The sequence below is a fragment of the Streptomyces sp. NBC_01224 genome, assembly GCF_036002945.1.
In the GTDB taxonomy this organism is placed as follows: Bacteria; Actinomycetota; Actinomycetes; order Streptomycetales; family Streptomycetaceae; genus Streptomyces.
The window spans coordinates 1,026,041-1,050,220 of record NZ_CP108529.1 but is presented as its reverse complement, the minus strand read 5'-3'; the positions used below and the strand labels follow the sequence as shown (position 1 = coordinate 1,050,220).

The window sequence follows — 24,180 nt, the reverse complement described above, 5'->3', positions numbered from 1 at the left end:
CCTGGTGTACTGACGCGTCCCTGACTGAAGTGACCTGGCGAAAGGAGGACGCATGACGGACGACGCCCCGGGTTCCTCCCGCGCGGTCGTGATCGGCGGCGGACTCGCCGGCATCACCGCGGCCCTGCGTCTCGCCGACGCCGGGCTTGACGTGACCCTTCTCGAAGGGCGGCCCAGGCTCGGCGGACTCGCCTTCTCCTTCCGGCGCGGTGAACTGACGGTCGACAACGGACAGCATGTCTATCTGCGCTGCTGCACCGCCTACCGCTGGTTCCTCGACCGCGTCGACGGGACGCGGCTGGCACCACTGCAAAACCGTTTGGACGTGCCTGTTCTCGATGTCGGGCGCCCCTCCGGCCCCCGGCTGGGACGGCTCCGCCGCAACGCACTGCCGGTGCCGCTCCACCTGGCCGCCGGACTCGCCGGCTATCCGCATCTCTCGCTCACCGAGCGGGCGAGCGTCGGACGCGCCGCACTCGCGCTGGGCCGACTGGACCCGGACGACCCCGCGCTCGACGCCGTCGACTTCGGCAGCTGGCTCGCCCGCCACGGGCAGTCGCCGCGCACCATCGAGGCCCTCTGGGACCTGGTGGGCGTCGCCACACTCAACGCCACCGCGCCGAACTCCTCGCTGGCCCTTGCCGCGAAGGTCTTCAAGACCGGACTCCTCTCCGAACCCGGCGCCGCAGACATCGGATGGGCGAGCGTGCCGCTCGGCGAGGTGCACGACACACTGGCCCGCAAGGCCCTCGACTCCGCCGGAGTACGCACCGAGCTGCGTACGAAGGCATCCTCCATCACCCGTACAGAGGACGGCTGTTGGATCGTCGACACCGGCAGTGAACGGATCGAGGCGGACGCCGTCGTCCTCGCCGTCCCGCAGCGCGAGACCCACGAGCTGCTGCCCGAGGGCGCACTCGACGAGCCGGAGCGGCTGCTCGACATCGGCACATCGCCGATCCTCAATGTGCACGTGGTCTACGACCGCAAGGTGCTGCGCCGCCCGTTCTTCGCTGCGCTCGGCTCCCCGGTCCAGTGGGTCTTCGACCGCACTCAGGCCTCGGGTCTTACCGGCCCCGGACAGTACCTCGCCGTGTCCCAGTCCGCCGCGGACGAGGAGATCGACCTCCCCGTTGCCGAGCTGCGAAAGCGCTACCTGCCCGAGCTGGAGCGGCTCCTTCCGGCCGCCCGCGGGGCCGGAATCAGGGATTTCTTCGTCACCCGGGAGCGCACGGCGACCTTCGCCCCCGCCCCCGGCGTCGGCCGACTGCGGCCCGGCGCCCGCACCCGTACTCCCGGCCTCAGTCTGGCCGGAGCTTGGACGGCCACCGGCTGGCCCGCGACGATGGAGGGTGCCGTCCGCAGCGGGTTCAGCGCAACGGACGCCGCGCTCCGGACGCTCGGCCGCACCCATGAACATCCGCTGCAGGAGGCGGCATGAGCAGTACCACCGGAACAAGAGGAGAGTCAGTGACCCCGGCGAATCCGGCTTTCGACACCGTGGCCGACACCACGGACGTCACCGCGCTTCTGGAGCGTGGACGGGCCCTTTCCGCGCCGGTGCTCCGGGCCGCCGTTGACCGGCTCGCACCACCCATGGACACCGTCGCCGCCTACCATTTCGGCTGGATCGACGCCCAGGGACGGCCCTCCGACGGCGACGGCGGCAAGGCCGTGCGCCCGGCGCTCGCCCTGCTGTCCGCGGAGGCGGCCGGCGCCGCCGCCGAGGCCGGCATCCCCGGCGCCGTAGCCGTCGAACTCGTGCACAACTTCTCGCTGCTGCACGACGACCTGATGGACGGCGACGAACAGCGCCGCCACCGCGACACCGTCTGGAAGGTGCACGGCCCCGCCCAGGCGATCCTGGTCGGCGACGCGCTCTTCGCGCTCGCCAACGAGATCCTGCTGGAGCTCGGCACCGTCGAGGCGGGCCGCGCGGCCCGCCGGCTGACCGTCGCCACCCGCAAGCTCATCGACGGGCAGGCCCAGGACATCTCCTACGAGCACCGCGAGCGGGTCACCGTCGAGGAGTGCCTGGAGATGGAGGGCAACAAGACCGGTGCCCTGCTCGCCTGTGCCTGCTCCATCGGCGCGGTCCTCGGCGGCGCCGACGACCGGACCGCCGACACCCTGGAGGCATACGGCTACCACCTCGGCCTCGCCTTCCAGGCCGTCGACGATCTGCTCGGCATCTGGGGCGACCCCGAGTCCACCGGCAAGCAGACCTGGAGCGATCTGCGCCAGCGCAAGAAGTCCCTGCCGGTCGTCGCCGCGCTCGCAGCGGGCGGACCGGCCTCGGAGCGCCTCGGTGAACTGCTCGCCGCCGACGCCAAGAGCAGTGATTTCGACAGCTTCTCCGAAGAGGAGTTCGCCGCCCGTGCGGCGCTCATCGAAGAGGCGGGCGGCCGCGAATGGACCGCCCAGGAGGCTCGTCGACAGCATGCGGTCGCCATTGAGGCACTGCACCGGGTCGACATGCCGCAAACCGTGCGGGCGCAGCTCACAGCGCTCGCGGACTTCGTCGTCGTACGAAAGAGATGATCACCATCTGCTCCATATGACTCGCAGTCGCCGGCCGGTGTCCGTCCCGGGCGCCGGTCGACGGAGACCCCAGCACAGCAGAGGAACAACTGCACGAAGGGGAAGCCATGACAGCGACGACCGACGGAAGCACCGGGGCTGTGAGCCCCCGCGCAGCCTCGGCCAGTAATCCGACCGATACAACATTCGCCGCGGACGACGTACTCGCCGCCGCGCGGAGGGCCGCGGAACGCTCGGTGGAGCATCTCCTCGGCAGGCAGGACGAGCAGGGCTGGTGGAAGGGCGACCTCGCCACCAACGTCACCATGGACGCCGAGGACCTGCTGCTCCGTCAATTCCTCGGCATTCAGGACCAGGCCACCGTATCGGCGGCCGGCCGTTTCATCCGCGGCGAACAGCGCGGCGACGGCACCTGGGCCACCTTCCACGGCGGCCCGGGCGAACTCTCCACCACCATCGAGGCGTACGTGGCACTGCGGCTGGCCGGAGACCGGCCGGACGAACCGCACATGGCCCGCGCTTCGGGATGGATCAGGGAACAGGGCGGAATCGCGGCGAGCCGCGTCTTCACCCGGATCTGGCTCGCCCTCTTCGGCTGGTGGAAATGGGACGACCTGCCGGAACTCCCGCCCGAGCTGATGTTCTTTCCCAAATGGGTTCCGCTCAACATTTATGACTTCGGCTGCTGGGCCCGCCAGACCATCGTGCCGCTCACCATTGTCTCGGCCAAACGGCCGGTACGCCCGGCCCCCTTTGCCCTCGACGAGCTGCACACCGACCCACGCAACCCGAACCCGCCCAGGCCCGCCGCTCCGGCGGCGAGCTGGGACGGAGTCTTCCAGCGCCTGGACAAGGCGCTGCACGCGTACCACCGGATCGCACCTCGCAAGCTGCGCCGGACCGCCATGAACGCGGCGGCCCGCTGGATCATCGAACGCCAGGAGAACGACGGCTGCTGGGGAGGCATCCAGCCGCCCGCCGTGTACTCCGTCATCGCCCTGCACCTGCTCGGCTACGACCTGGACCACCCGGTGATGCGGGCCGGACTCGCCTCGCTCGACCGCTTCGCCGTCTGGCGCGAGGACGGCGCCCGGATGATCGAGGCCTGTCAGTCCCCGGTCTGGGACACCTGCCTCGCCACCATCGCCCTCGCCGACGCCGGGGTCAGCCCGGACCACCCGGCGCTCGTGAAGGCCGCGGACTGGATGCTCGGCGAGGAGATCGTGCGGCCCGGCGACTGGTCCGTGCGCCGACCCCGGCTCAACCCGGGCGGCTGGGCGTTCGAGTTCCACAACGACAACTACCCGGACATCGACGACACCGCGGAGGTGGTCCTCGCGCTGCGCCGGGTCCGCCACCCCGACAAGGCACGCATCGAGGCCGCCATCAGGCGCGGAGTGCGCTGGAACCTCGGCATGCAGTCCCGCAACGGGGCCTGGGGCGCGTTCGACGCGGACAACACCAGCGCGTTCCCCAACCGGCTGCCCTTCTGCGACTTCGGTGAGGTCATCGACCCGCCGTCGGCCGATGTCACCGGGCACGTGGTCGAGATGCTCGCCGTCGAGGGGCGGTCCGGACACCCCGCCACCCGGCGCGGTATCGAGTGGCTGCTCGCCGAACAGGACGCGAGCGGCGGCTGGTTCGGTCGCTGGGGCGTCAACTACGTATACGGCACAGGGTCGGTGGTGCCCGCATTGGTGGCCGCCGGACTGCCCGTCACGCATCCGGCGATCCGCCGCGCGGTCGGCTGGCTGGAGTCCGTACAGAACGACGACGGCGGCTGGGGCGAGGACCTGCGCTCGTACCAGGAGGACAAGTGGATCGGGCACGGCGCCTCGACCGCCTCCCAGACCGCGTGGGCACTGCTCGCACTGCTTGCCGCAGGACGGCGGGACAACAAGGCCGTGCAGCGGGGGGTGTCCTGGCTCAGCGAGACGCAGCAGGCCGACGGATCCTGGGACGAGCCGTACTTCACCGGAACCGGCTTCCCCTGGGACTTCTCCATCAACTACCACCTCTACCGGCAGGTCTTCCCGCTCACCGCACTCGGACGGTACGTGTATGGCGAACCGTTCGCCGACCGCACGGTCACCCGCAAGGGGGCCTGATGGGCGATGGTCCGGGGCCGGTGGGCCCCGCAGCGCCGCTGCTGATCGCCTGTGCGCTCGGCATCGAGCAATTCGCCCTGCGCAGCGGCCGAGGCAGGGCCGGTGACGCGCCGGGCCCGGTGACCGTACTCCGTACGGGCATGGGCCCCAAGGCCGCCGAGGCGGCCGTGTCACGGGCGCTCGATCAGGACCGGGCGCCCGGTACGGCGGTGCTCGCCTCCGGATTCTGCGCCGGGCTGTCACCCGGCATGCACCCCGGGGACCTGGTGGTCGCCGCCGAGACCAGGGAATCCGGGCACTCGACGGTCTGCACCGGCACGGGCCTGCTCGCCGAGGCCCTCGCCGGTGCGGTGCCCGGCCGCACCGTCCACACCGGTCCGCTGACCGGCTCCGCCCATGTCGTACGCGGACATGAGCGGGCCGAGCTGCTGGCCACGGGAGCGATCGCGGTGGACATGGAGTCCGCCGCCACTCTCCGCGCCGCCCTGCGGTCCGGGCCACGCCCGGTTGCCGCCGTACGGGTGGTCGTGGACACTCCCGAGCATGAGCTCGTCCGCATTGGCACGATACGCGGTGGAATATCGGCTTTCCGTGTTCTCCGTTCCGTCCTACCGGCTTTCTACGAATGGCACCGATCTCTGCTGCTCCCCAGGAGGTGAGCTAGATGGCCATGCCGCTCCGCCAGACCATCAAGGTTGCGACGTACCTCATTGAACAGAAGCTCCGCAAGCGGGACAAGTTCCCGCTCATTGTCGAGCTGGAGCCTTTGTTCGCCTGCAATCTGGCGTGCGAGGGCTGTGGGAAGATTCAGCATCCGGCCGGAGTTCTGAAGCAGCGCATGCCGGTGGCCCAGGCCGTCGGTGCGGTACTGGAATCGGGAGCCCCGATGGTTTCCATCGCGGGCGGCGAACCCCTGATGCACCCGCAGATCGACGAAATCGTGCGGCAGCTGGTGGAAAAGAAGAAGTACGTCTTCCTCTGCACCAATGCGATGCTGCTGCGTAAGAAGATCGAGAAATTCACCCCCTCGCCTTTCTTCGCCTTCGCCGTGCACATCGACGGGCTGCGCGAACGGCACGATGAATCGGTCGCCAAGGAAGGCGTTTTCGACGAGGCGGTGGCGGCGATCAAGGAGGCCAAGCGCCGCGGCTTCCGGGTCACCACGAACTCCACCTTCTTCAACACCGACACCCCGCAGACCGTCATCGAGGTCCTGAACTATCTCAATGACGATCTGAAGGTCGACGAGATGATGATCTCGCCCGCCTACGCGTACGAGAAGGCACCCGACCAGGAGCACTTCCTCGGCGTCGAGCAGACCCGAGAACTGTTCAAGAAGTCGTTCGCGGGCGGCAACCGGTCCCGTTGGCGACTGAACCACTCGCCGCTGTTCCTGGACTTCCTGGAAGGCAAGGCGGACTTCCCGTGCACCGCGTGGGCGATCCCGAACTACTCGCTCTTCGGCTGGCAGCGGCCCTGCTATCTGATGAGTGACGGGTACGTCCCGACGTATCGCGAACTCATCGAGGAGACCGACTGGGACAAGTACGGCCGGGGCAAGGACCCGCGCTGCGCCAACTGCATGGCGCACTGCGGTTATGAGCCCACCGCTGTCCTCGCCACCATGGGATCGCTGAAGGAATCCCTGCGCGCGATGCGCGAGACCGTCTCCGGGAACGGGTGACGGCATGGCCGCTGGAGAACCGGTCGCACTGGGTCTCCCCGAGCTGCCGGCCCGGCCGCTCGCGATGCGCCGCCACTCGCGGCGCATCCAGGTCGGGTCGGTTGCGGTGGGCGGGGATGCGCCGGTGACGGTGCAGTCGATGACCACGACGCGTACGTCGGACGTCGGTGCGACGTTGCAGCAGATCGCGGAGCTGACGGCGTCGGGCTGTCAGATCGTGCGGGTGGCGTGTCCGACGCAGGACGATGCGGACGCGCTGGCGACGATCGCGAGGAAGTCGCAGATTCCGGTGATCGCGGACATTCATTTCCAGCCGAAGTATGTGTTCGCGGCGATTGATGCGGGCTGTGCGGCGGTGCGGGTGAATCCGGGGAACATCAAGCAGTTCGACGACAAGGTGAAGGAGATCGCGCGGGCCGCGAAGGATGCGGGTACGCCGATCCGGATCGGTGTGAATGCCGGTTCGCTGGATGCGCGGCTGCTGAAGAAGTACGGGAAGGCGACTCCGGAGGCTTTGGTGGAGTCGGCTCTGTGGGAGGCGTCGCTCTTCGAGGAGCACGGTTTCCGGGACATCAAGATCTCGGTGAAGCACAACGATCCGGTGGTGATGGTCAATGCGTACCGTCAGCTGGCGGCGCAGTGCGATTATCCGCTGCATCTGGGTGTGACGGAGGCGGGGCCGGCGTTCCAGGGGACGATCAAGTCGGCGGTGGCGTTCGGTGCGCTGCTGAGCGAGGGGATCGGGGACACGATCCGGGTGTCGCTGTCGGCGCCGCCGGCCGAGGAGGTCAAGGTCGGGCTGCAGATTCTGGAGTCGTTGAATCTGAAGCAGCGGCGGCTGGAGATCGTGTCGTGTCCGTCGTGCGGTCGGGCGCAGGTGGATGTGTACAAGCTGGCGGATCAGGTCAGTGCGGGTCTTGAGGGCATGGAGGTGCCGTTGCGGGTGGCCGTGATGGGCTGTGTCGTCAACGGTCCGGGTGAGGCCCGTGAGGCGGACCTGGGTGTCGCTTCCGGGAACGGCAAGGGGCAGATCTTCGTGAAGGGCGAGGTCATCAAGACCGTGCCCGAGTCGAAGATCGTCGAGACGCTGGTCGAAGAAGCCCTGAAGATCGCCGAGGGCATGGACGACGCAGGGAAACCATCGGGGGTTCCCGCCGTCACCGTGAGCTGAAACGGAACCAGAGAGGGGGCCCGAGTGTGACGATTCTGGAGAGCATCCGGGGGCCGCACGATCTCAAGGCGCTGAGCGAAGCACAACTCGACGAACTCGCCGAGGACATCAGAGAGTTCCTCGTCCGGGCGGTGGCGAGGACCGGCGGTCATCTGGGGCCCAACCTGGGGGTGGTGGAGCTCTCCATCGCCCTGCACCGGGCCTTCGACTCGCCCGTGGACCGCATCCTGTGGGACACCGGGCACCAGAGCTATGTGCACAAACTGCTCACCGGGCGGCAGGACTTCTCCAAGCTGCGCGGCAAGGGGGGCCTTTCCGGCTACCCCTCCCGCGAGGAGTCCGAGCACGACGTCATCGAGAACTCGCATGCCTCGACCGTCCTCGGCTGGGCCGACGGCATCGCCAAGGCCCATCAGGTGCTGGGGCGGAGCGACCATGTCGTGGCCGTCATCGGTGACGGGGCCCTCACCGGCGGGATGGCCTGGGAGGCGCTCAACAACATCGCGGCCGCGAGGGACCGGCCGCTGGTCATCGTGGTCAACGACAACGAACGCTCCTACGGCCCCACCATCGGCGGTCTCGCCAACCACCTCGCCACCCTCCGCACCACCGACGGATACGAACGCTTCCTCTCCTGGGGCAAGGGCGTGCTCCAGCAGACGCCCGTCATCGGACAGCCGTTGTACGAGTCGCTGCACGGCGCGAAGAAGGGGTTCAAGGACGCCTTCGCCCCGCAGGGCATGTTCGAGGACCTCGGGCTCAAGTACGTCGGGCCGATCGACGGTCATGACATCGCGGCCGTCGAATCCGCACTGCACCGGGCGAAACGCTTCCACGGCCCGGTGCTGGTGCACTGCCTCACCGAGAAGGGCCGCGGCTACCCGCCCGCGCTCCGGGACGAGGCCGACCGCTTCCACACCGTGGGCGCGATGGACCCGCTGACCTGCGCACCGCTCGCCCCGTCCGGAGCGCCCTCCTGGACCTCGGTGTTCGGGGACGAGATCGCCGCGATCGGCGCGGAGCGGCCTGATGTCGTGGCCATCACCGCGGCGATGCTGCACCCCGTCGGACTGACGAAGTTCGCCGAGGCGTTCCCTGACCGGGTCTGGGACGTAGGGATCGCCGAGCAGCACGCGGCGGTCTGCGCAGCGGGACTCGCCACCGCCGGACTGCATCCGGTCGTCGCCGTCTACGCCACCTTCCTCAACCGGGCCTTCGACCAACTGCTGATGGATGTCGCGCTGCACAAATGCGGGGTGACCTTCGTCCTCGACCGGGCCGGAGTCACCGGTCCCGACGGGCCCTCGCACAACGGCATGTGGGACATGTCCATGCTGCAGGTCGTCCCCGGGCTGCGGATCGCCGCCCCGCGCGACGCCGACGAATTGCGCGCCGAGCTCCGCGAGGCCGTCGACATCGACGACGTACCCACCGTGATCCGGTTCCCCAAGGAGTCGGTGGGGGAGCCGATCCCGGCCATCGACCGGATCGGCGGAATGGACGTACTGCACCGGGCGGACGACCCCGATGTGCTGCTCGTGGCCGTCGGTGTGCTCGCCCCGGTCTGTCTGAAGGCCGCAGACCTGCTGGCGGGCGGCGGCATCCGCTGCACCGTCGTCGACCCGCGCTGGGTCAAGCCGGTCGACGAACAGCTCGCCCCGCTCGCCGAACGGCACCGGCTGGTCGCCGTCGTCGAGGACAACAGCCGGGCAGGGGGTGTCGGTTCGGCGGTCGGGCAGGCGTTGCGGGATGCCGGGGTCGACGTACCGCTGCGGACGTTCGGCATCCCCGATCAGTTCCTCGCCCACGGCAAGCGCGCCGAAGTGCTGGCCGACATCGGGCTCACCCCTGTCGAGGTCGCGGGGCGCATCAGCGCCGCACTGGCCGGCAAGGAAGCAGCGACAAGGACCGAGGAGAGCGGGGCATGAAGGACGACGGGCCCAAGGGCTTCGACCTGGCACAGCTCCTCGCGGAGCGCGGCGGCGAGCGCTACGAGCTGCACACGAAATACCTCAACCACCAGCTGCCCCGCATGCTGCACACCATCGGCTTCGACAAGGTCTACGAACGGGCCGAGGGCGCGCACTTCTGGGATGCGGACGGCAACGACTACCTCGACATGCTGGCCGGGTTCGGCGTGATGGGCCTCGGCCGGCACCACCCCGTCGTACGCAAGGCCCTGCACGACGTCCTGGACGCCTCGCTCGCCGATCTCACCCGCTTCGACTGCCAACCGCTCCCTGGGCTGCTGGCCGAGAAGCTGCTCATGCACAGCCCGCACCTGGACCGGGTCTTCTTCGGCAACAGCGGTACGGAGGCTGTCGAGACCGCCCTGAAGTTCGCCCGGTACGCCACTGGCAGGCCCAGGATTCTCTACTGCACCCACGCATTCCACGGGCTGACGACCGGCTCGCTCTCGGTCAACGGGGAGAGCGGCTTCCGGGACGGCTTCGCACCGCTGCTGCCGGACACCGCCATCGAGCTCGGGGATCTCGACGCACTGCGCCGTGAACTGAAGCGCGGTGATGTGGCGGCACTGGTCGTCGAGCCGATCCAGGGCAAGGGCGTCCACGCAGCGCCGCCCGGCTTCCTGCGGGATGCCCAGGAACTGCTGCACAAGCACAAGGCACTGCTCATCGCCGACGAGGTGCAGACCGGCCTCGGCAGGACCGGCGACTTCTACGCGTACCAGCACGAGGCGGGTGTCGAACCCGATCTGGTCTGTGTCGCCAAGGCTCTCTCCGGTGGCTATGTGCCGGTCGGGGCGACCCTCGGCAAGGACTGGATCTTCAGACGCGTCTACTCGTCGATGGACCGGGTCCTGGTCCACTCCGCGAGCTTCGGCTCCAACGCCCAGGCGATGGCGGCCGGGCTCGCAGTCCTCTCGGTGATGGAGGACGAGGAGACCGTCGCGGGTGCGCGCCGCACCGGTGATCTGCTGCGCGAGCGGCTGTCCGCACTGGTCGACCGCTATGAGCTGCTGCACGAGGTGCGCGGGCGCGGGCTGATGATCGGCATCGAGTTCGGCCGACCGTCGTCACTGAAACTGCGTAGTCGCTGGACCATGCTGCAGGCGGCCCGCAAGGGCCTCTTCGCGCAGATGGTGGTGGTGCCCCTGCTGCAGAAGCACCGGATCCTCACCCAGGTCTCGGGCGATCATCTGGAAGTGATCAAGCTGATTCCGCCGCTGGTGATCGGGGAGCCGGACGTCGACCGGTTCGTCACGGCGTTCACCGCGGTGATGGACGAAGCGCACAGCGGCGGCGGGCTGATGTGGGACTTCGGCAGGACCCTGGTGAAACAGGCCGTCGCCAACCGCTGATCCCGCGGGCGGCCCTGCAAGGTTTACCTCATTTGCCTCGGAGGCAAGAAATTTGCCTCCGAGGAAAGTTCCTGGCCCAATGGGTATATGAACACTCCAGACGGAGGGGTGGCCGACGAGCTGCCGGGAGTCGCGCAACGCCTGCGCGATCTGCGCCGCAGCCGTGGTCTCACCCTGGAGACCGCCGCTCAGCGGGCGGGGCTCTCACCCGCCCATCTCTCCCGGCTCGAAACGGGCCGTCGGCAGCCTTCGCTGCCGATGCTCCTCGGTCTTGCCAGGATCTACGGTACGACGGTCTCCGAACTGCTCGGCGAGACGCCCCCTGAACGGGGGGCGGTCATCCGCGGCGGGAAGTACGAGGGGGCCGAGGCCGACGGCTGGATGTATCAGCAGGCCGGCGGCTCCGGCCGGGCGATGCAGGCGCTCCGCGTCCGGGTTCCGTACGGCGCACAGGGTGATCTCGTGCGCGTCCATCCCGGCGAGGAGTGGCTGTACGTGCTCGCCGGACACCTCCGGGTCACGCTCGGGGACACCGTGCACGATCTCGCCCCCGGTGACAGTGCGCACTTCGACTCGCTCACCCCGCACCGGATCGCGGCCGTCGACCGCGACGGTGCCGAGCTGCTCTTCGTCCACACCCTGCTGCAGAGCCCCGCCGCCGAGCTGTGCCTCGGCAGCGGCATCCACCGTCGCTGAGGCCGGGCCGTCCGGTCACCAGAGAGGACTGTCATGTCCGATTCAGAGAACTTCGACCCGCTCGGGTCCAGGAAGAACTACGAAGCCCAGGAGCGGAAGTTTCCGCGCGGCGTGGTGATCCGACTGTTTGCCTACCTCATTGCCGGACACATCTTCGCGGCCTTCCTCTACCTGCTCTTCGCGGTGGCAGGCAAGGGCTGATCGCCGCCGACGGGCAGGTGTGGCTACGCTTCGTCGAGGAGTCGGCCGCGCAGCTGTTCACGGGTCTCGGGCGCGAGCTTCAGGCCCTCGGAGAAGTAGCGGTCCGTGCTGCCCCAGGTCTCCTCGATGGTGGCGAAGGCCGCCGCGAGGTAGTCGGCGTGGGCGCCGAAGAGCGGATTGAGCAGCTCCATCACCTCGGCCGACATGCCGTCCGCCGAGGTGTCGCTGCGGCGCACCTTGTAGCGGCGGTGGGCGTCGTTCGACTTCAGGTAGTCGGCCTCGATGGCGTCGCGCTCGACACCGACCGCGAGGAGGGACACCGCGATCGCCAGACCGGCCCGGTCCTTGCCCGCCGCGCAGTGCATCAATGCGGGAACGCTGTCCTCGGCCAGGGCGTGCAGAACCCGGCTGTGCTCGGCGGTACGGTCCCGGATGATCGCGCGGTAGGAGGCGATCATCCGGTTCGTTCCCTTGCCGTCGGCCAGGACCGAGCGCAGCTGGTCGAGGTCGCCGTCGCGGACCATCCGCCAGAACTCGGCGCCGTCGGCGGGGTCGGAGAGCGGGATGCTCACATTCCGTACGCCCGGCAGCTCCACATCGAGGCCGTCGAGCCGGTGGTCGGCCGCATTGCGGAAGTCGAAGACCGTGTGCAGACCGAGACCGCCCAGGAAGGCGGCGTCCTCGGCGGTGGCGTGCGCGAGGTGACCACTGCGGAAGAGCCGTCCGTACCGCACCCGTCGGCCGTCCATGGTGGGCAGTCCGCCCACATCGCGGAAGTTGCGGACACCCGCCAGCTCGGGTTCCGTCGACGGGATCTGCGGCAACTGCTGCGTCACAGTGACTCCTGGAGTGTCTGGCGCCGGCGCGAGTCGCCGACAAGGCCACTCCCGCGACGATACGACATTGATTCCTCAGGCAATCATCTCGGCCTTTGCTTGTCGAGATTTCCGCCAACCCCGTTACTCCTGCGGCGAATCCGCCCGGTGAATTCCCTGCAAGGCCGTTGCTCACCCACCGATGATGGTCGATGATGTGCGGAACTGTTGGAATGTGGGGATGCGATGATCGAGACTGGCGACAAGGGCCGGACCTGGCTGCTCACCGGGGCGAGCAGCAGCTACGCACTGCGACTCACCGAGCGGGACGAGCTGGTTCATCTGCACTGGGGGCCGCGGATCCCCCTTGCCGTGGCCGAGGCCCTGGCCGCAGCGCCTGAGCCACCTTTCAGGGGCTTCGAGTCCCAGCTCGACGGCCGCGAGGAGTACCCCGTGGAGGGCGGCCCCCGGTTCGTCCGCCCGGCCCTCTCGGTACGCACCCCTCAGGTCCGCGGCACCGAGTGGGCCTTTGCCGACGCCACGGTGGACGGAGACGAACTCCGTATCGGATTCACCGACTCCGTGCACCGGCTCGTTCTCACCCTGCATTACCGGGTGCGGGACGACTCCGATGTGATCGAGCGCTGGGCCGACGTCGCCCACGCCGGGCCGGACGGTCCGCCGCTGGAACTGCTGCGCGCCGACGCGGCAGCCTGGGTGCTGCCCGCCCGCGACGGCTGGCGGCTTAGCCGGCTGCACGGACGCTGGGCGGCGGAGTCGCAGCTAGCACGGGCGGAGCTGACGTACGGCGAGAGCGTCATCTCCAGCAGGCGCGGCCACACCGGGCACCAGTACTTGCCGTGGGTCGCACTCGATGCCGACGGTGCGGCGACCGAGGAGGGCGGCGAGGTGTACGGCTGTGCGCTCGGCTGGTCCGGGTCGTGGCGGATTTCCGTACAGCAGCTCCCCGATGGGCTCGTACAGATCACCGGCGGCGCCGGCTACGACGACTCGGGGTTGCTGCTGCTCGCGCCGGGCGAGTCGTACACCACCCCGGTCTTCGCCGGTCTGTGGAGTGCGGAGGGGTTCGGGGGGGCGAGCCGGGCCTGGCACGCCTGGCAGCTGGCCCATGTGATCCCGGACGCACAGAGCCTGCGGCCGGTGCTCTACAACTCCTGGGAGGCGACCGGCTTCGACATCTCGCAGGAGCAGCAGCGCGCCCTCGCCGAGCGCGCCGCCGCGATGGGTGTCGAGCTGTTCGTCGTGGACGACGCGTGGTTCGGGCAGCGCACCAGTGACCGGTCCGGGCTCGGCGACTGGACGCCGAATCCGGACCGCTTTCCCGGCGGACTGAAGCCGCTCGCCGACGAAGTGCACGGACTCGGCATGCAGTTCGGTATCTGGGTCGAGCCGGAAATGGTCAATGCCGACAGCGATCTCTATCGTGCACACCCTGACTGGGTGCAGCATTTCCCTGGGCGGGCGCGGACCGAGTTCCGCAATCAACTGGTGCTCAATCTGGCCCGCACCGATGTGCAGGACTATCTGTGGGAGCAACTGGACACACTGCTCTCGAGTGCGCCCGTCGACTATGTGAAATGGGACTTCAACCGCAGCTTCACCGATGCGGGCTGGCCGGGTGAGGAGTATCAGCAGAAACTCTGGATCGAGCATGTGGACGCCCTGTACGCGCTGATCGACCGGCTCCGGGCCGCGCACCCCTCCGTCGCCTTCGAGTCCTGCTCGGGCGGCGGCGGCCGGATCGACCTGGGGATTCTGTCCCGTACGGACCAGGTGTGGACCTCCGACAACACCGACCCGCTCGACCGCCTCACCATCCAGGAGGGCTTCGGCCAGATCCATCCGGCCCGGGTGATGGCCGCCTGGGTCACCGACAGTCCGAATGTCCAGCTCAACGACAGGGTCAGCTCACTGCGGTTCCGTTTCGTGAGCGCGATGGCCGGTGTGCTCGGGGTCGGTGGGGACCTCACCGACTGGAGTGAGGAGGAGCTGGCGGAGGCGCGGAACTGGGTGGATCTCTACAAGGAGATCCGGCCGGTGGTGCAGCACGGCGCGCTGTACCGGCTGCGCGCCCCGCGCGGCGGACTCAGCGCGGTCCAGTACGTCCACGGGGACGAAACCGTGGTCCTGATGTGGCTGGAGGCACAGAGGTACGGGGAGCGGCCCCCGGCCCTGCGGTTGCGCGGGATCGACCCCGCAGTGACGTACACCTGCCTGGACACCGGGGCGGCGCACCACGGTTCGGTACTGCTGCATCAGGGGCTGCACACCGGGCTTCGGGGGGATCTCGATGCGCGGGTGCTGAGGCTCCGACGCGAATGATGAGCGCGACATGTCCGTAATGGGTGCATTTAACTCAATATGCCCCGCATGTACGGGAGATGATCGCCCCCTCGTGAGCGGAATCATATCCGTGACGGTGTGTGCTGGCCGGGCGGTCGGGCATTCCGTGCGCGACGCGGAAAGACAAGATCCCTAATCCACGGAGTGTGACCGGAATTCCGCGCCGATTTCCGAGCGCGGATTCCGGTACGGAACCAGTGGCTTGTTATCGCCGGCCCGACTCGCTTACGGTCACCGTCAATCCGGACGGACCGCCTAATCCTGCCGCCGCCCGGAATTCGCACCCACTCATATCGCGTGGCAGGAGCGGGGGAACCAGGTAGGCCGCCGATCGGAGAAATCCGGCCGGCTCGGGGTGAAGTCGCGCTCGGCGCGGCCGGGCATCTCCAGCCCGAACCCGACAGCTCACCTCGCAGGCGCCGGAGAGGAAGCACGTCATGCCCATATCGGGTAAGCATCGTCGTACGAAGTCCAGCACCATCGCCCGTGGCATCGCCGCCGCAGGCGCCGGTGGTGCCGTCATCGCACTGCCGCTGCTCGGCGCCACCGGTGCCCAGGCCGCGCCGCAGTCGGCCCCGACCGCCGCGCCGCAGTCGGCCTCCGCCGCCGCCACGCACGCCGCCCCGGCCAAGCCGGTCGCGCAGAAGCAGGCCGCCACCACGACGTACTCCGTCGTCTCCGGCGACTACCTGTCGAAGATCGCCACCGAGCACAAGGTCAAGGGCGGCTGGCAGAAGCTGTACCAGGACAACCGCAAGGTCGTCGGTGAAGACCCCAGCCTGATCTTCCCGGGCATGAAGCTGACGCTCGGCGGCAAGGCGTCGGGTGACGCCGCGTCCACCGGCGCCGGCTCGGGCGCGGCCCTCCCGTCGAAGGCCCCCTCGGTGCCCTCGTCGGTCGTGGAGAAGTCCGCCCCGGCCAAGTCGGCCCCGGCCAAGTCCGCCCCGGCCAAGTCCGCCCCGGCCAAGGTCTCGACGGTCACGGAGTCCAAGACCTCCGCTCCGGCCGGCCGGAGCAACAGCTCCGGCTACAGCCACCCGGTCCCCGGCAACCACACCACCGGATACCGCGCCTCCGGCTCCAACTGGTCCAGCGGCAGCCACACCGGCATCGACTTCCCCGTCTTCACCGGCACCAGCGTGAAGGCCATCACCTCCGGCACCGTCGTCACCGCCGGCTGGGGCGGCGCGTACGGCAACCAGGTCGTCATCAAGCACGCCGACGGCCACTACTCGCAGTACGGCCACCTGTCCTCGATCTCTGTCTCCGCGGGCCAGACCGTGGGCACCGGTCAGCAGATCGGCCTCTCCGGTGCCACCGGCAACGCCACCGGCCCGCACCTGCACTTCGAGGTCCGCACGGGCCCGGCGTACGGCTCGGACATCGACCCGATCGCCTACCTGGCTTCGCACGGCATCTACGTCTGAGCCGAACGGCCGGGCAGTTGAGCAACAAAGCGTGAACTGGGCAACACAGAAGGGGCGGTGCGCGGCGGCGCACCGCCCCTTCTGCTTATTCCCCCTTTACCAAAACCTGACCGGGTGGTCTATCTCACCACCCGTCAACCCCTTATTACGGTCGCGTAGGTCACATTCATCGGTGCAGGATAGGCGTTTGTGGCAGACGATTCGAGAAAAAATCAACGTGGCGTCATCAACCGACATGGCGTCATCGGGTCGTACGCAGCGATTGGCGACAGCTTCACCGAGGGAGTCGGCGACCCCGGCCCGGATGGAACCTTCGTCGGCTGGGCGGACCGTTTCGCGGTACTTCTCGCGGACCAGCTCCCGGACCCCGATGCGGGGACGAGTACCGAAGGCTCCACTCATGGGAATTTCAGGTACGCCAATCTCGCCGTACGCGGACGCCTCCTCGACCAGATCGTCGAGGAGCAGGTGCCGCGCGCCAAGGAGCTCGCACCCGACCTGGTGAGCTTCTGCGCGGGCGGCAACGACATCATCAGGCCCGGCACCGACCCCGACGACGTGGCCGAGCGCTTCGAGCGCGCGGTGGCCGAGCTGACCGAATCGGTCGGCACCGTCCTGGTCACCACCGGCTTCGACACCCGAGGCGTTCCCGTGCTGCGCCATCTGCGCGGCAAGATCGCCACCTACACCGCCCATGTGCGGTCCATCGCCGACCGCTACGACTGCCCGGTCCTCGACCTGTGGTCGCTGCGGTCCGTCCAGGACAGGCGCGCCTGGGACGACGACCGGCTCCATCTGTCACCCGAGGGGCACACCAGGGTCGCACTGCGCGCCGCCCAGGTCCTCGGCATCGATGTGCCGGCCGACCCCGACCAGGAATGGCCCCCTCAGGCACAGCGCGGCACGCTCGAAGTACGGCGCGACGACATCCACTGGGCGCGCGAGTACCTGGTTCCGTGGATCGGCCGGCGGCTGCGCGGCGAGTCCTCCGGCGACCATGTCGAGGCGAAGCGGCCGGACCTCCTGCCGCTCTAGGCGGCGTCCGCCACCGTGATGCCCTCGCTCGCCGGACGGGCTGGAGGTTCAGGACCGTCCGGCGAGGGGCGACAACGGGGACGCCGGTATCCGTTCCAGCACACCGCCCGCGAAGACGTCGTACAGCGGCAGCGTCTCCAGGTGCACATAGCCGATGTGACAGTCACAGACAGCCAGCGGACAGGCCCGCGGGCCGAGAGAGCGCCGGTAGCTCCCGTCGTAGAGGTTGCCGAGCTCCGCCGGGACGAAATGGCAGCGTCGCACCGTGCCGCCGCCGTCCACCGAGATGACCGACTCGCCCGTCCGGCACGGCAGCCCGGCCGACCGGTGCGGATGCCGGCTGTACGGGAAGAGCGGGTCGAGGCCCGTCCACCGATCCGCTTCCTCGTCCGTATAGGTGTGCCCCTCCGCGGCGTTCACCCAGAGATAGACCTCGTCCGGCAGGGCGGTTCGCAGCCGCCGCGCCTCGTCGAGATGGCCGTCGAGACCGACGACACCGACGCTGTGGCGGATACCGAGCGCGGTCAGCTCCCGGCACTTGGTGAGGAACCGCTCGTACGGTGTCTGCCCCGGGTGGTACGTGCACCAGAGCGCGATCTTCTCGCGTCCGGCGTCACCTGCCTCGGCCAGCCACCCCGTGCGGGTGCTGAGATTGGTCTGGATCGCGACCCGGCCGATGTGCGGCAGCTGCGCCAGCTCGACCAGCGCACGCCGGTACCAGGAGCGGACCAGACCCTCGCCCCACGGGGTGAACAGGACCGAGATCCGGTCGCCGGTCTGCGCCGCGGCCCACGCCGCGAACCGCTCCAGCGCGGCGCGGTCGGCGCGCAGCTGCTCCCGGCTGTCGCGCCGCTTGGCGAACGGGCAGTACGGGCAGTCGTAGTCGCAGGACGCGAGCGGACCGCGGTAGAGAATGGTCAGGTCCATGGGCGCGCTCACTTCAGTTCGTACGAGGCCATCACGGCCCGTACGCCGGGGGAGAAGAGTTCGGGGCCCAGCGCGTCGGAGTGGGCCAGGCCCTCGGGGGAGAGCCGTAGCGGGCCGGACGCCCCGGCCGTCGCGTCGAGCCAGCCGCGCGCCTCGAACCGGGCCAGTTCGGCGGGGAAGTCGTCGGCAGGGGAGGTGCCGAACCGCTTCCGGTATTCGGCCGGTTGCAGCCCCTCGGCCTGGAGGACGGACTGCAGGAGGTGGCGGCGGCGCGCCTCGTCGCCGTCGACGTAGCGTCCGACCTCGGCGCGCGAGAAGTCCTCGGTCGTGGTGTAGCCGTCGATGATCGCCCGCACCTCACGCATCTCCACCGCGTAGTCGAAGGAGTAGTGCAGCTTCGAGGTGTACGAACGGGCGCCGCACCCCAGGCCGATCATGCCGTCGGTCTGGCAGGCGTAGTCGTCGGGGCCGTCCGTCCGCGGGGCGCCGGCGCGGCGGAACATCCGCATGGACACCTGCTCGTAGCCGTGGGCGAGGAGATGGTCGCGGCCCGTGCGGTACAGCCGCAGCCGCTGCTCGTCCCAGGCGGCGCCCGAGGCTGCCTCGCCGTCGGCGTCGAGCCGCCCGAGACCGGTCAGCGGGCGGACATACAGCGGATAGAGATACAGCTCCTCCGGTTGCCAGCCGAGCGCCGCGTCCAGCGATGTGCGCCAGCTGTCCTCGCTCTGCCCGTCGATGCCGTAGATCAGGTCGATGTTCAGGATCGGGATGCGGGCATCTCGTATCCGGTCCAGCGCCGCCTCCACATCCGCGCGGCGCTGCGGTCGCACAGCGGCACGCGCCTCGGCTTCGACGAAGCTCTGCACGCCGATGCTGATCCTCGTCGTCCCGCGGTCGGCGAGGACGGCCAGCCGGTCGGCCGTCGCGGTCGACGGAGACGTCTCGACCGACAGCGGGACGGACCGCAGATCGGCGCCCATCCGCTTCTCCGCGATGTCGCAGAGCCGCTCCAGCTCCGCCGCGGTCAGGAACGTGGGAGTGCCCCCGCCGAACGCCGCCGCTGCGAAACGCACCGGCTCGGCGTCTCCCAGCGCGTCGCGGACGGCGGTGGCCTGCCGGTCCAGAGCATCGAGATACCGGGTCGTCAGCTCGTCGGGAGCGCCGATCCGGGTGAAGAGATTGCAGAAGCCGCAGCGGACCTCGCAGAACGGTATGTGGAGATAGAGCGAGAGCGCGTCCTTGCGCTCTCCCGCCCACAGCTCGCGCAACGCCGGCCGGTCGGCCAGAGGGCGATAGGCGGTCTTGTGCGGATAGGCGTAGACATAGCTCTGGTACGGGCGGGTGGTCTGTGCGATGGTCGTGGTGCGGCTCATGGTGCGGTGGCCCCCGGTTCCAGGAAGAAGTGCGCGTACGGAACGGTCCAGACGGACTCGTGACCGAGCCGGTGACCGGTGTAGCCGCCATCCCCGTACGCCGTTCCGTGGTCGGAGCAGACGATGGCGAAGCAGCGGCGGCGGCTGCTCGCGGCAGCGAAGAGCCGGCCGATGTGGGCGTCGACGTACTCCAGGGCGGCGGCATGGGTGGCGCGGGAATCGCCCGCCTCACGCGTGGCCCCCGGCTGGTGGAACCAGTTGGGCTGGTGCATGGCGGCCACATTGACGAAGAGGAACAGCCGCTGCTCGGCGGGGAGTTCGGCGACGACCTGCTCGGCACGGGCCACCTGTGCCTCGAAGGAAGTGGGCGACGCGACGCCGAACTCCGGTTCCCAGTGGCTCTCCTGGAACATGCCGGGCAGTACGGAGCCGAGCGGCCCCTGCCGGTTGAAGAAGCCGACGCCGCCGATGCACACCGTGCGGTAGCCCGCACCGGCGAGGCCGGACAGCAGATCGGGGGTGTCGAAGACAAAGGTGCCCGAAGCGGTGGACTCACTGCCCGCGAAACGCGCAGCGAACAGCCGGGGGTGCGGCCCCCGGCCGGCCGGAGTCGGCAGGAATCCCGCGAAGATTGCCTGGTGGGAGGCGTAGGTGAAGCTGCCGGGCGCATGCCGCTTCTCCCAGACACCGTCCGGCAGATGGCGCGCCAGATGCGGGATGCGTCCGGCGGCGGCGAGCTCCGCCGCCACGTCGTAGCGCAGTGTGTCCAGGGTGATGAGCAGCAGGTCGTGGCTGCCCACGATCTCGCTCATGTCGGGGTTCCGGGCGTCCGCGAGGGCGGGCGCGGTGTCAGCAGGTGGCGGTTGCACGGTGATTCCTTGCTCTGCTCAGTACGGCGGCGACCTGCGCCGCATAGGTGTCCAGGCCCTCGGCGCCGCTGCCGGGAAGGCCGGTCAGCCGTGGCAGCAGATCGCCGAAGGCGTTGACCTCGCCGACGGCGAAGCGCCGCCAGCCGGTCGCGGGCAGTAGATCGACGCCCACACACAGCGTGTCCGGGAAACAGGCCGCTGCCCGCTCGCACACGGCCAGGGCCTCGGCCCAGCTGCCGCCCGCGGCCTCGACGGCCGCACGGACGTCGTCGAGACTTCCGCGCTCGCCACCGAGGTGAAGATTGGTCATGGGGGAGTGGCTGGTGCGCACGACGGCATGAGTGGCGCGACCGGCCACCACCACGACCCGCAGATCCGTCGCGCGGCCGCGCTGAGTGGCCTTGGGCAGCCAACGCTCGATGTGCAGCCCGTCCGGAGCGAGTGTGTCGATAATCGCCGCGACTTCCCGCTCCGTCGTACAGCGACGCACCCGCAACGAGTTGAAGAGCCGGCCGGCTGTGTCGCGCTCCACCGATGTGGTCGCCCTGACCCGGCCGGGTCCGGCCGTCTCCACGGCCAGCACCCCCGAGGCGGACGAACCGTGCGCCGGCTTCACAAAGGCCCGGGGCATGCCATGGGCCGTCATCCGCTCGCGTACGTCCGCCCAGTCGCGCACCACGGGGGCTGCGGCTCCTGAGGTCGGTGACGCGGGTACGGGCACTGCGGCGCCGTCCAGCACGGCATGGCAGAGCCGCTTGTCGAACAGCACCGCGACATCGCCGGGGTCATCGAGCAGAACGGCACCGGAAGCGGCTGCCGCCCGCGCCACTGCCCGTACAGCCGAGGTGAACCGGGCGTACCACAGGGCGGTCCCCTCGACCCTGGCCGGATCGCCGACCGCCCGGAGCAGCCGCTCCACCTCGGCATCCTCACCCGGCGAATCCATCCGTACGGTCTCGCCCGGCCGGAAGGCGGCCCCGCCGCGCAGGACGTCCAACCAGGGCACGACCCGCGCGGCCGGCAGCCCGGCGGCGCGCACGGCGTCCTGGAAGAACGTCACCCGGCGGTTCCCGGGATTGCAGACGACCGCGAAGCGCGGCATGAGGCTATTCGTCGACGGCGACATAGCGGGGCTCGTCGTCCTCGGGATCCCAGTAGTCCGCTTCATCGAGATCGACGTGGACACCCTGGGGCGGGAGCAGGTCCTGAATACGGGAGATCAGCGCATCGGTGATGTAGTGATGATGCAGATCCAGCGATGTCAGATGCGTCAGCGGCTGGCCGTCCAGGAGCGCCTGGGCGCCCGTGTCACTGAGGGTTCCCATCGCGAGCGAGAGCGACTCCAGTTGGGCGACCACCGGGGCGGAGGCCACCGCTGCGGCGATCTCGTCCTGGATCTCGCTGTTCTGCAGACCCAGATGGCGCAGTTTCGGGAATCGGCCGCCCGACAGCAGCGGTGCCAGATCGGCAACCGATGTATCGCCGCCGTAGAACGAGACACCGAGCCAGAGTTCGAGGCGTTCCAGCGCGGGCAACTCCGACGCGCCGATCGCGCGCACCACATCCGCGGCCAGACCGCCCGACTCGAACCTGAGAGATTTCAGCGACTCGTGCTGCACCGGCCGCAGGGCCAGACGCTCCTGGTCCTGCATGTATTCGCCGCACCCGCGTACCGTCAACTCCTCCAGCTGTGGGAACGCCTCGATCACCGGGGTGATGTCGGCCATCTCCAGCCACGACAGCTCGCACTCCTCGCTGACGACATCGGCGAGGAAGATCGCCCTCAGGGCCGGAAAGCGGTCCGCGTGGGCGGACAGCAACTCGACGACCGGGGCGAAGGGCTCGTACTCGTCCTGCCACCAGGGACCGATCAACAGAGCCTGTACACCAGCCGTGTCGACCGTGTCGAGGAAGTGATGCCACAGCGCGGCGAACGTCAGACCGTCCCGCCAGGCGCTCTCCAGCCGCCACGCGACCGCGTCGGCCGCCGGGAGCGGCGCGGAGCTCGGCTCGGCCGGCCCCGGCAGAGTCAGCACCGGCAGGCTGTGAAAGACCTCCGGGTGTTCGATGTCAGTCATCGCGCATCACTCCGAGATCGCGGTGTAGCGGCCTTCGGCACCGCGACCGCCCCAGGGCTCCTCGCGCTCCGAGACATCGACCTGCGCCCCATGGGGTTCCAGCGCCTGAGTGATCCGCCGCTCCATCGGCTCGGTCATGAAGTGGTGGTGCAGATCCAGCCGTTCGAGATGGGTGAGCGGCTGGCCGTCCAGCAGCGCCGCCGCGCCCTCGTCACCCAGCGTGCCGTGCGACAGGTCGAGGGTACGGAGCTGGGCGACGACCGGGGCACCCGCGACGGCCGCCGCGATCTCGTTCTGCACCTCGCTGTTGCGCAGACCGAGGTGGTGGAGGCGGGGGAAGCGGGAGCCGGAGAGCAGGGGTGCCAGGTCCGCCACATCGGCGTCGCCCCCATACGCGGAGACGCCGAGCCAGAGGTCGAGCCGCTCCAGCGCGGGCAGTTCGCTGTCGAGGATGCCGCGGATCACTCCGACCGGCAGGCCGCCGGTCTCGATGGTCAGCGAACGCAGCCGCTCGTGCTTCGTGGCGGAGAAGACCAGATCCGTGCCGCCGCGCACGCCCAGCTCCAGCAGGCCGGGGAACGCGGTCAACAGCGCGGTGACATCGGACTGCTCGATCCAGGAGATCTCGTTCTCCTCCGGAGTGATGTCGCCGACGAAGACGGCCTCCAGCGAGGTCAGCCGGTCGGCCGCGGCGATGACCAGATCGATCGGGTAGGACGAGGTCTCCTCGTACGACTCGCCCCACTGACCGATGATGAGCGCCCGCACACCGGCCGGGTCGACCGCCGTCACAAACGCCTGGAACGCCTCCTCCCAGGTCATCTCGCACTCGTCGTCGTACGGATCGACCGTGATGCGCCAGGCCGCCGCATCGGCGGCCTGCACCGGCGTTTCCTTCGTCGCGTGCTGGAAGTCGACGGCGGGAAGGCCGAGCAATTCGTGCAGATGGTCCACACCGGACATGACCCTGGGCTCCTGGTACTGGGGGACGGCTGATGTCCGCAAGGTTTATCAAGCCGCACTGACAACGGCGCGACCGGGGACGGTCCGTGACATGTCCACCGACGCCCGTGGGAGCCGGTCGCCGGTCGATTGTCAGACCCTCCCCTTAGCGTTTTCCTCGTGGCCGGCACAGCGGGTGCGGCCATCGAGGGGAGACTTCTGTGTACCGGCAGGGCGATGTACTGATCGTGTCGTTGGAGGAGTCGGCGGTGCCCGCGCATCTGGTGGACGCGCCGGGCGAACCGAGGGACGGCCGAGGGCGGATGATCCTCGCGCTGGGCGAGGTCACCGGCCATGCCCATGCCGTTCAGGGGCCGGGCCGGCTGATGCGCGAGGCGGGTGCCTTCGGGCCGATGCTGCTCCATCTCCCCGAAGGCGGGCGGGTGGTTCACGAGGAGCACGCGGCGATACCGCTGTCGAAGGGCTGGTACCGAGTGGTGCGCCAGCGGGAGTACGCCCCGGGCGCGGTCCGCATCGTCGCGGACTGACGCCGCCGGGCCCACCCGGGCAGCAGCGGATCGGCGAGCCGGATCAGAGATCCGGAGCACGCACACACAGAACACCGAA

The 24,180-nt window shown here is 69.3% G+C and carries 21 protein-coding genes and 1 riboswitch; of the genes, 14 read left to right on the top strand and 7 right to left on the bottom strand.

Features of this window, described 5'->3' with window-relative positions:
- Nucleotides 1-52 precede the first annotated feature (52 nt).
- The 10 genes from hpnE (at nucleotide 53) to OG609_RS04590 (ending at nucleotide 11,723) form a co-directional block, all read left to right on the top strand.
- On the top strand, nucleotides 53-1,441 hold the full coding sequence (hpnE, locus tag OG609_RS04635) for a hydroxysqualene dehydroxylase HpnE (RefSeq protein ID WP_327271584.1): 1,389 nt from the start codon (nucleotides 53-55) through the stop codon (nucleotides 1,439-1,441).
- Nucleotides 1,438-2,541: a polyprenyl synthetase family protein gene (locus OG609_RS04630; protein WP_327271583.1), complete on the top strand. Its 1,104-nt coding sequence runs from the start codon at nucleotides 1,438-1,440 to the stop codon at nucleotides 2,539-2,541. The genes hpnE and OG609_RS04630 overlap by 4 nt, the downstream gene beginning before the upstream one ends.
- Before the next feature lie 107 nt (nucleotides 2,542-2,648).
- Entirely contained in the window at nucleotides 2,649-4,649 is a 2,001-nt protein-coding gene (shc, locus tag OG609_RS04625) for a squalene--hopene cyclase (RefSeq protein ID WP_327271582.1), read from the top strand.
- On the top strand, nucleotides 4,649-5,308 hold the full coding sequence (locus tag OG609_RS04620) for a phosphorylase family protein (protein ID WP_327271581.1): 660 nt from the start codon (nucleotides 4,649-4,651) through the stop codon (nucleotides 5,306-5,308). Before shc ends, OG609_RS04620 begins: the two co-directional genes overlap by 1 nt.
- A 5-nt stretch (nucleotides 5,309-5,313) precedes the next feature.
- Nucleotides 5,314-6,333, top strand: coding sequence for an adenosyl-hopene transferase HpnH (gene hpnH / locus OG609_RS04615; RefSeq protein ID WP_327271580.1), 1,020 nt, complete (start codon nucleotides 5,314-5,316; stop codon nucleotides 6,331-6,333).
- 4 nt (nucleotides 6,334-6,337) lie between these two features.
- On the top strand, nucleotides 6,338-7,504 hold the full coding sequence (gene ispG / locus OG609_RS04610) for a flavodoxin-dependent (E)-4-hydroxy-3-methylbut-2-enyl-diphosphate synthase (RefSeq protein ID WP_327271579.1): 1,167 nt from the start codon (nucleotides 6,338-6,340) through the stop codon (nucleotides 7,502-7,504).
- A 26-nt stretch (nucleotides 7,505-7,530) separates the two neighbouring features.
- Nucleotides 7,531-9,432, top strand: coding sequence for a 1-deoxy-D-xylulose-5-phosphate synthase (gene dxs / locus OG609_RS04605; protein ID WP_327271578.1), 1,902 nt, complete (start codon nucleotides 7,531-7,533; stop codon nucleotides 9,430-9,432).
- Entirely contained in the window at nucleotides 9,429-10,826 is a 1,398-nt protein-coding gene (locus OG609_RS04600; RefSeq protein ID WP_327271577.1) for an aspartate aminotransferase family protein, read from the top strand. Before dxs ends, OG609_RS04600 begins: the two co-directional genes overlap by 4 nt.
- Before the next feature lie 87 nt (nucleotides 10,827-10,913).
- Nucleotides 10,914-11,522, top strand: coding sequence for a helix-turn-helix domain-containing protein (locus tag OG609_RS04595; protein ID WP_327271576.1), 609 nt, complete (start codon nucleotides 10,914-10,916; stop codon nucleotides 11,520-11,522).
- A 33-nt stretch (nucleotides 11,523-11,555) separates the two neighbouring features.
- Nucleotides 11,556-11,723: a DUF6126 family protein gene (locus OG609_RS04590; protein ID WP_176729046.1), complete on the top strand. Its 168-nt coding sequence runs from the start codon at nucleotides 11,556-11,558 to the stop codon at nucleotides 11,721-11,723.
- Nucleotides 11,724-11,746: 23 nt separating this feature from the next.
- On the opposite strand, the gene OG609_RS04585 is transcribed toward OG609_RS04590, so the two are convergent.
- The gene (locus OG609_RS04585; protein ID WP_327271575.1) at nucleotides 11,747-12,559 is read right to left on the bottom strand and encodes a tyrosine-protein phosphatase; all 813 of its coding nucleotides are present in this window, start codon (nucleotides 12,557-12,559) and stop codon (nucleotides 11,747-11,749) included.
- Between the two features lie 225 nt (nucleotides 12,560-12,784).
- Between OG609_RS04585 and OG609_RS04580 the strand changes: the two genes are divergently transcribed.
- From OG609_RS04580 to OG609_RS04570, 3 genes are all read left to right on the top strand, one after another.
- The gene (locus OG609_RS04580) at nucleotides 12,785-14,881 is read left to right on the top strand and encodes an alpha-galactosidase (protein ID WP_327271574.1); all 2,097 of its coding nucleotides are present in this window, start codon (nucleotides 12,785-12,787) and stop codon (nucleotides 14,879-14,881) included.
- A gap of 296 nt (nucleotides 14,882-15,177) precedes the next feature.
- Nucleotides 15,178-15,336, top strand: a riboswitch (cyclic di-AMP (ydaO/yuaA leader).
- 3 nt (nucleotides 15,337-15,339) lie between these two features.
- The gene (locus tag OG609_RS04575; RefSeq protein ID WP_327271573.1) at nucleotides 15,340-16,329 is read left to right on the top strand and encodes a M23 family metallopeptidase; all 990 of its coding nucleotides are present in this window, start codon (nucleotides 15,340-15,342) and stop codon (nucleotides 16,327-16,329) included.
- Nucleotides 16,330-16,518: 189 nt separating this feature from the next.
- Nucleotides 16,519-17,364: an SGNH/GDSL hydrolase family protein gene (locus OG609_RS04570; RefSeq protein WP_327271572.1), complete on the top strand. Its 846-nt coding sequence runs from the start codon at nucleotides 16,519-16,521 to the stop codon at nucleotides 17,362-17,364.
- A gap of 48 nt (nucleotides 17,365-17,412) precedes the next feature.
- On the opposite strand, the gene OG609_RS04565 is transcribed toward OG609_RS04570, so the two are convergent.
- From OG609_RS04565 to OG609_RS04540, 6 genes are read right to left on the bottom strand one after another with little or no spacing between them, the layout of a single operon-like run.
- Entirely contained in the window at nucleotides 17,413-18,291 is an 879-nt protein-coding gene (locus OG609_RS04565) for an STM4011 family radical SAM protein (RefSeq protein WP_327271571.1), read from the bottom strand.
- A gap of 8 nt (nucleotides 18,292-18,299) precedes the next feature.
- Nucleotides 18,300-19,664: an STM4012 family radical SAM protein gene (locus OG609_RS04560; protein WP_327271570.1), complete on the bottom strand. Its 1,365-nt coding sequence runs from the start codon at nucleotides 19,662-19,664 to the stop codon at nucleotides 18,300-18,302.
- The gene (locus OG609_RS04555) at nucleotides 19,661-20,476 is read right to left on the bottom strand and encodes an STM4013/SEN3800 family hydrolase (RefSeq protein WP_327277939.1); all 816 of its coding nucleotides are present in this window, start codon (nucleotides 20,474-20,476) and stop codon (nucleotides 19,661-19,663) included. Before OG609_RS04555 ends, OG609_RS04560 begins: the two co-directional genes overlap by 4 nt.
- A 37-nt stretch (nucleotides 20,477-20,513) precedes the next feature.
- Complete coding sequence (locus OG609_RS04550; protein ID WP_382905517.1) at nucleotides 20,514-21,635, bottom strand: STM4014 family protein; 1,122 nt, start codon at nucleotides 21,633-21,635, stop codon at nucleotides 20,514-20,516.
- A gap of 4 nt (nucleotides 21,636-21,639) precedes the next feature.
- Nucleotides 21,640-22,611, bottom strand: a complete 972-nt coding sequence (locus tag OG609_RS04545) for an STM4015 family protein (protein WP_327271568.1) — start codon at nucleotides 22,609-22,611, stop codon at nucleotides 21,640-21,642.
- A 6-nt stretch (nucleotides 22,612-22,617) separates the two neighbouring features.
- Nucleotides 22,618-23,574: an STM4015 family protein gene (locus OG609_RS04540; protein WP_327271567.1), complete on the bottom strand. Its 957-nt coding sequence runs from the start codon at nucleotides 23,572-23,574 to the stop codon at nucleotides 22,618-22,620.
- A 200-nt stretch (nucleotides 23,575-23,774) separates the two neighbouring features.
- On the opposite strand from OG609_RS04540, the gene OG609_RS04535 reads away from it, so the two are divergent.
- Nucleotides 23,775-24,101 carry a hypothetical protein gene (locus tag OG609_RS04535; RefSeq protein ID WP_114247858.1) on the top strand — a complete coding sequence of 109 codons (327 nt, stop codon included), beginning with the start codon at nucleotides 23,775-23,777 and terminating at the stop codon, nucleotides 24,099-24,101.
- The last annotated feature ends 79 nt before the right edge of the window (nucleotides 24,102-24,180 follow it).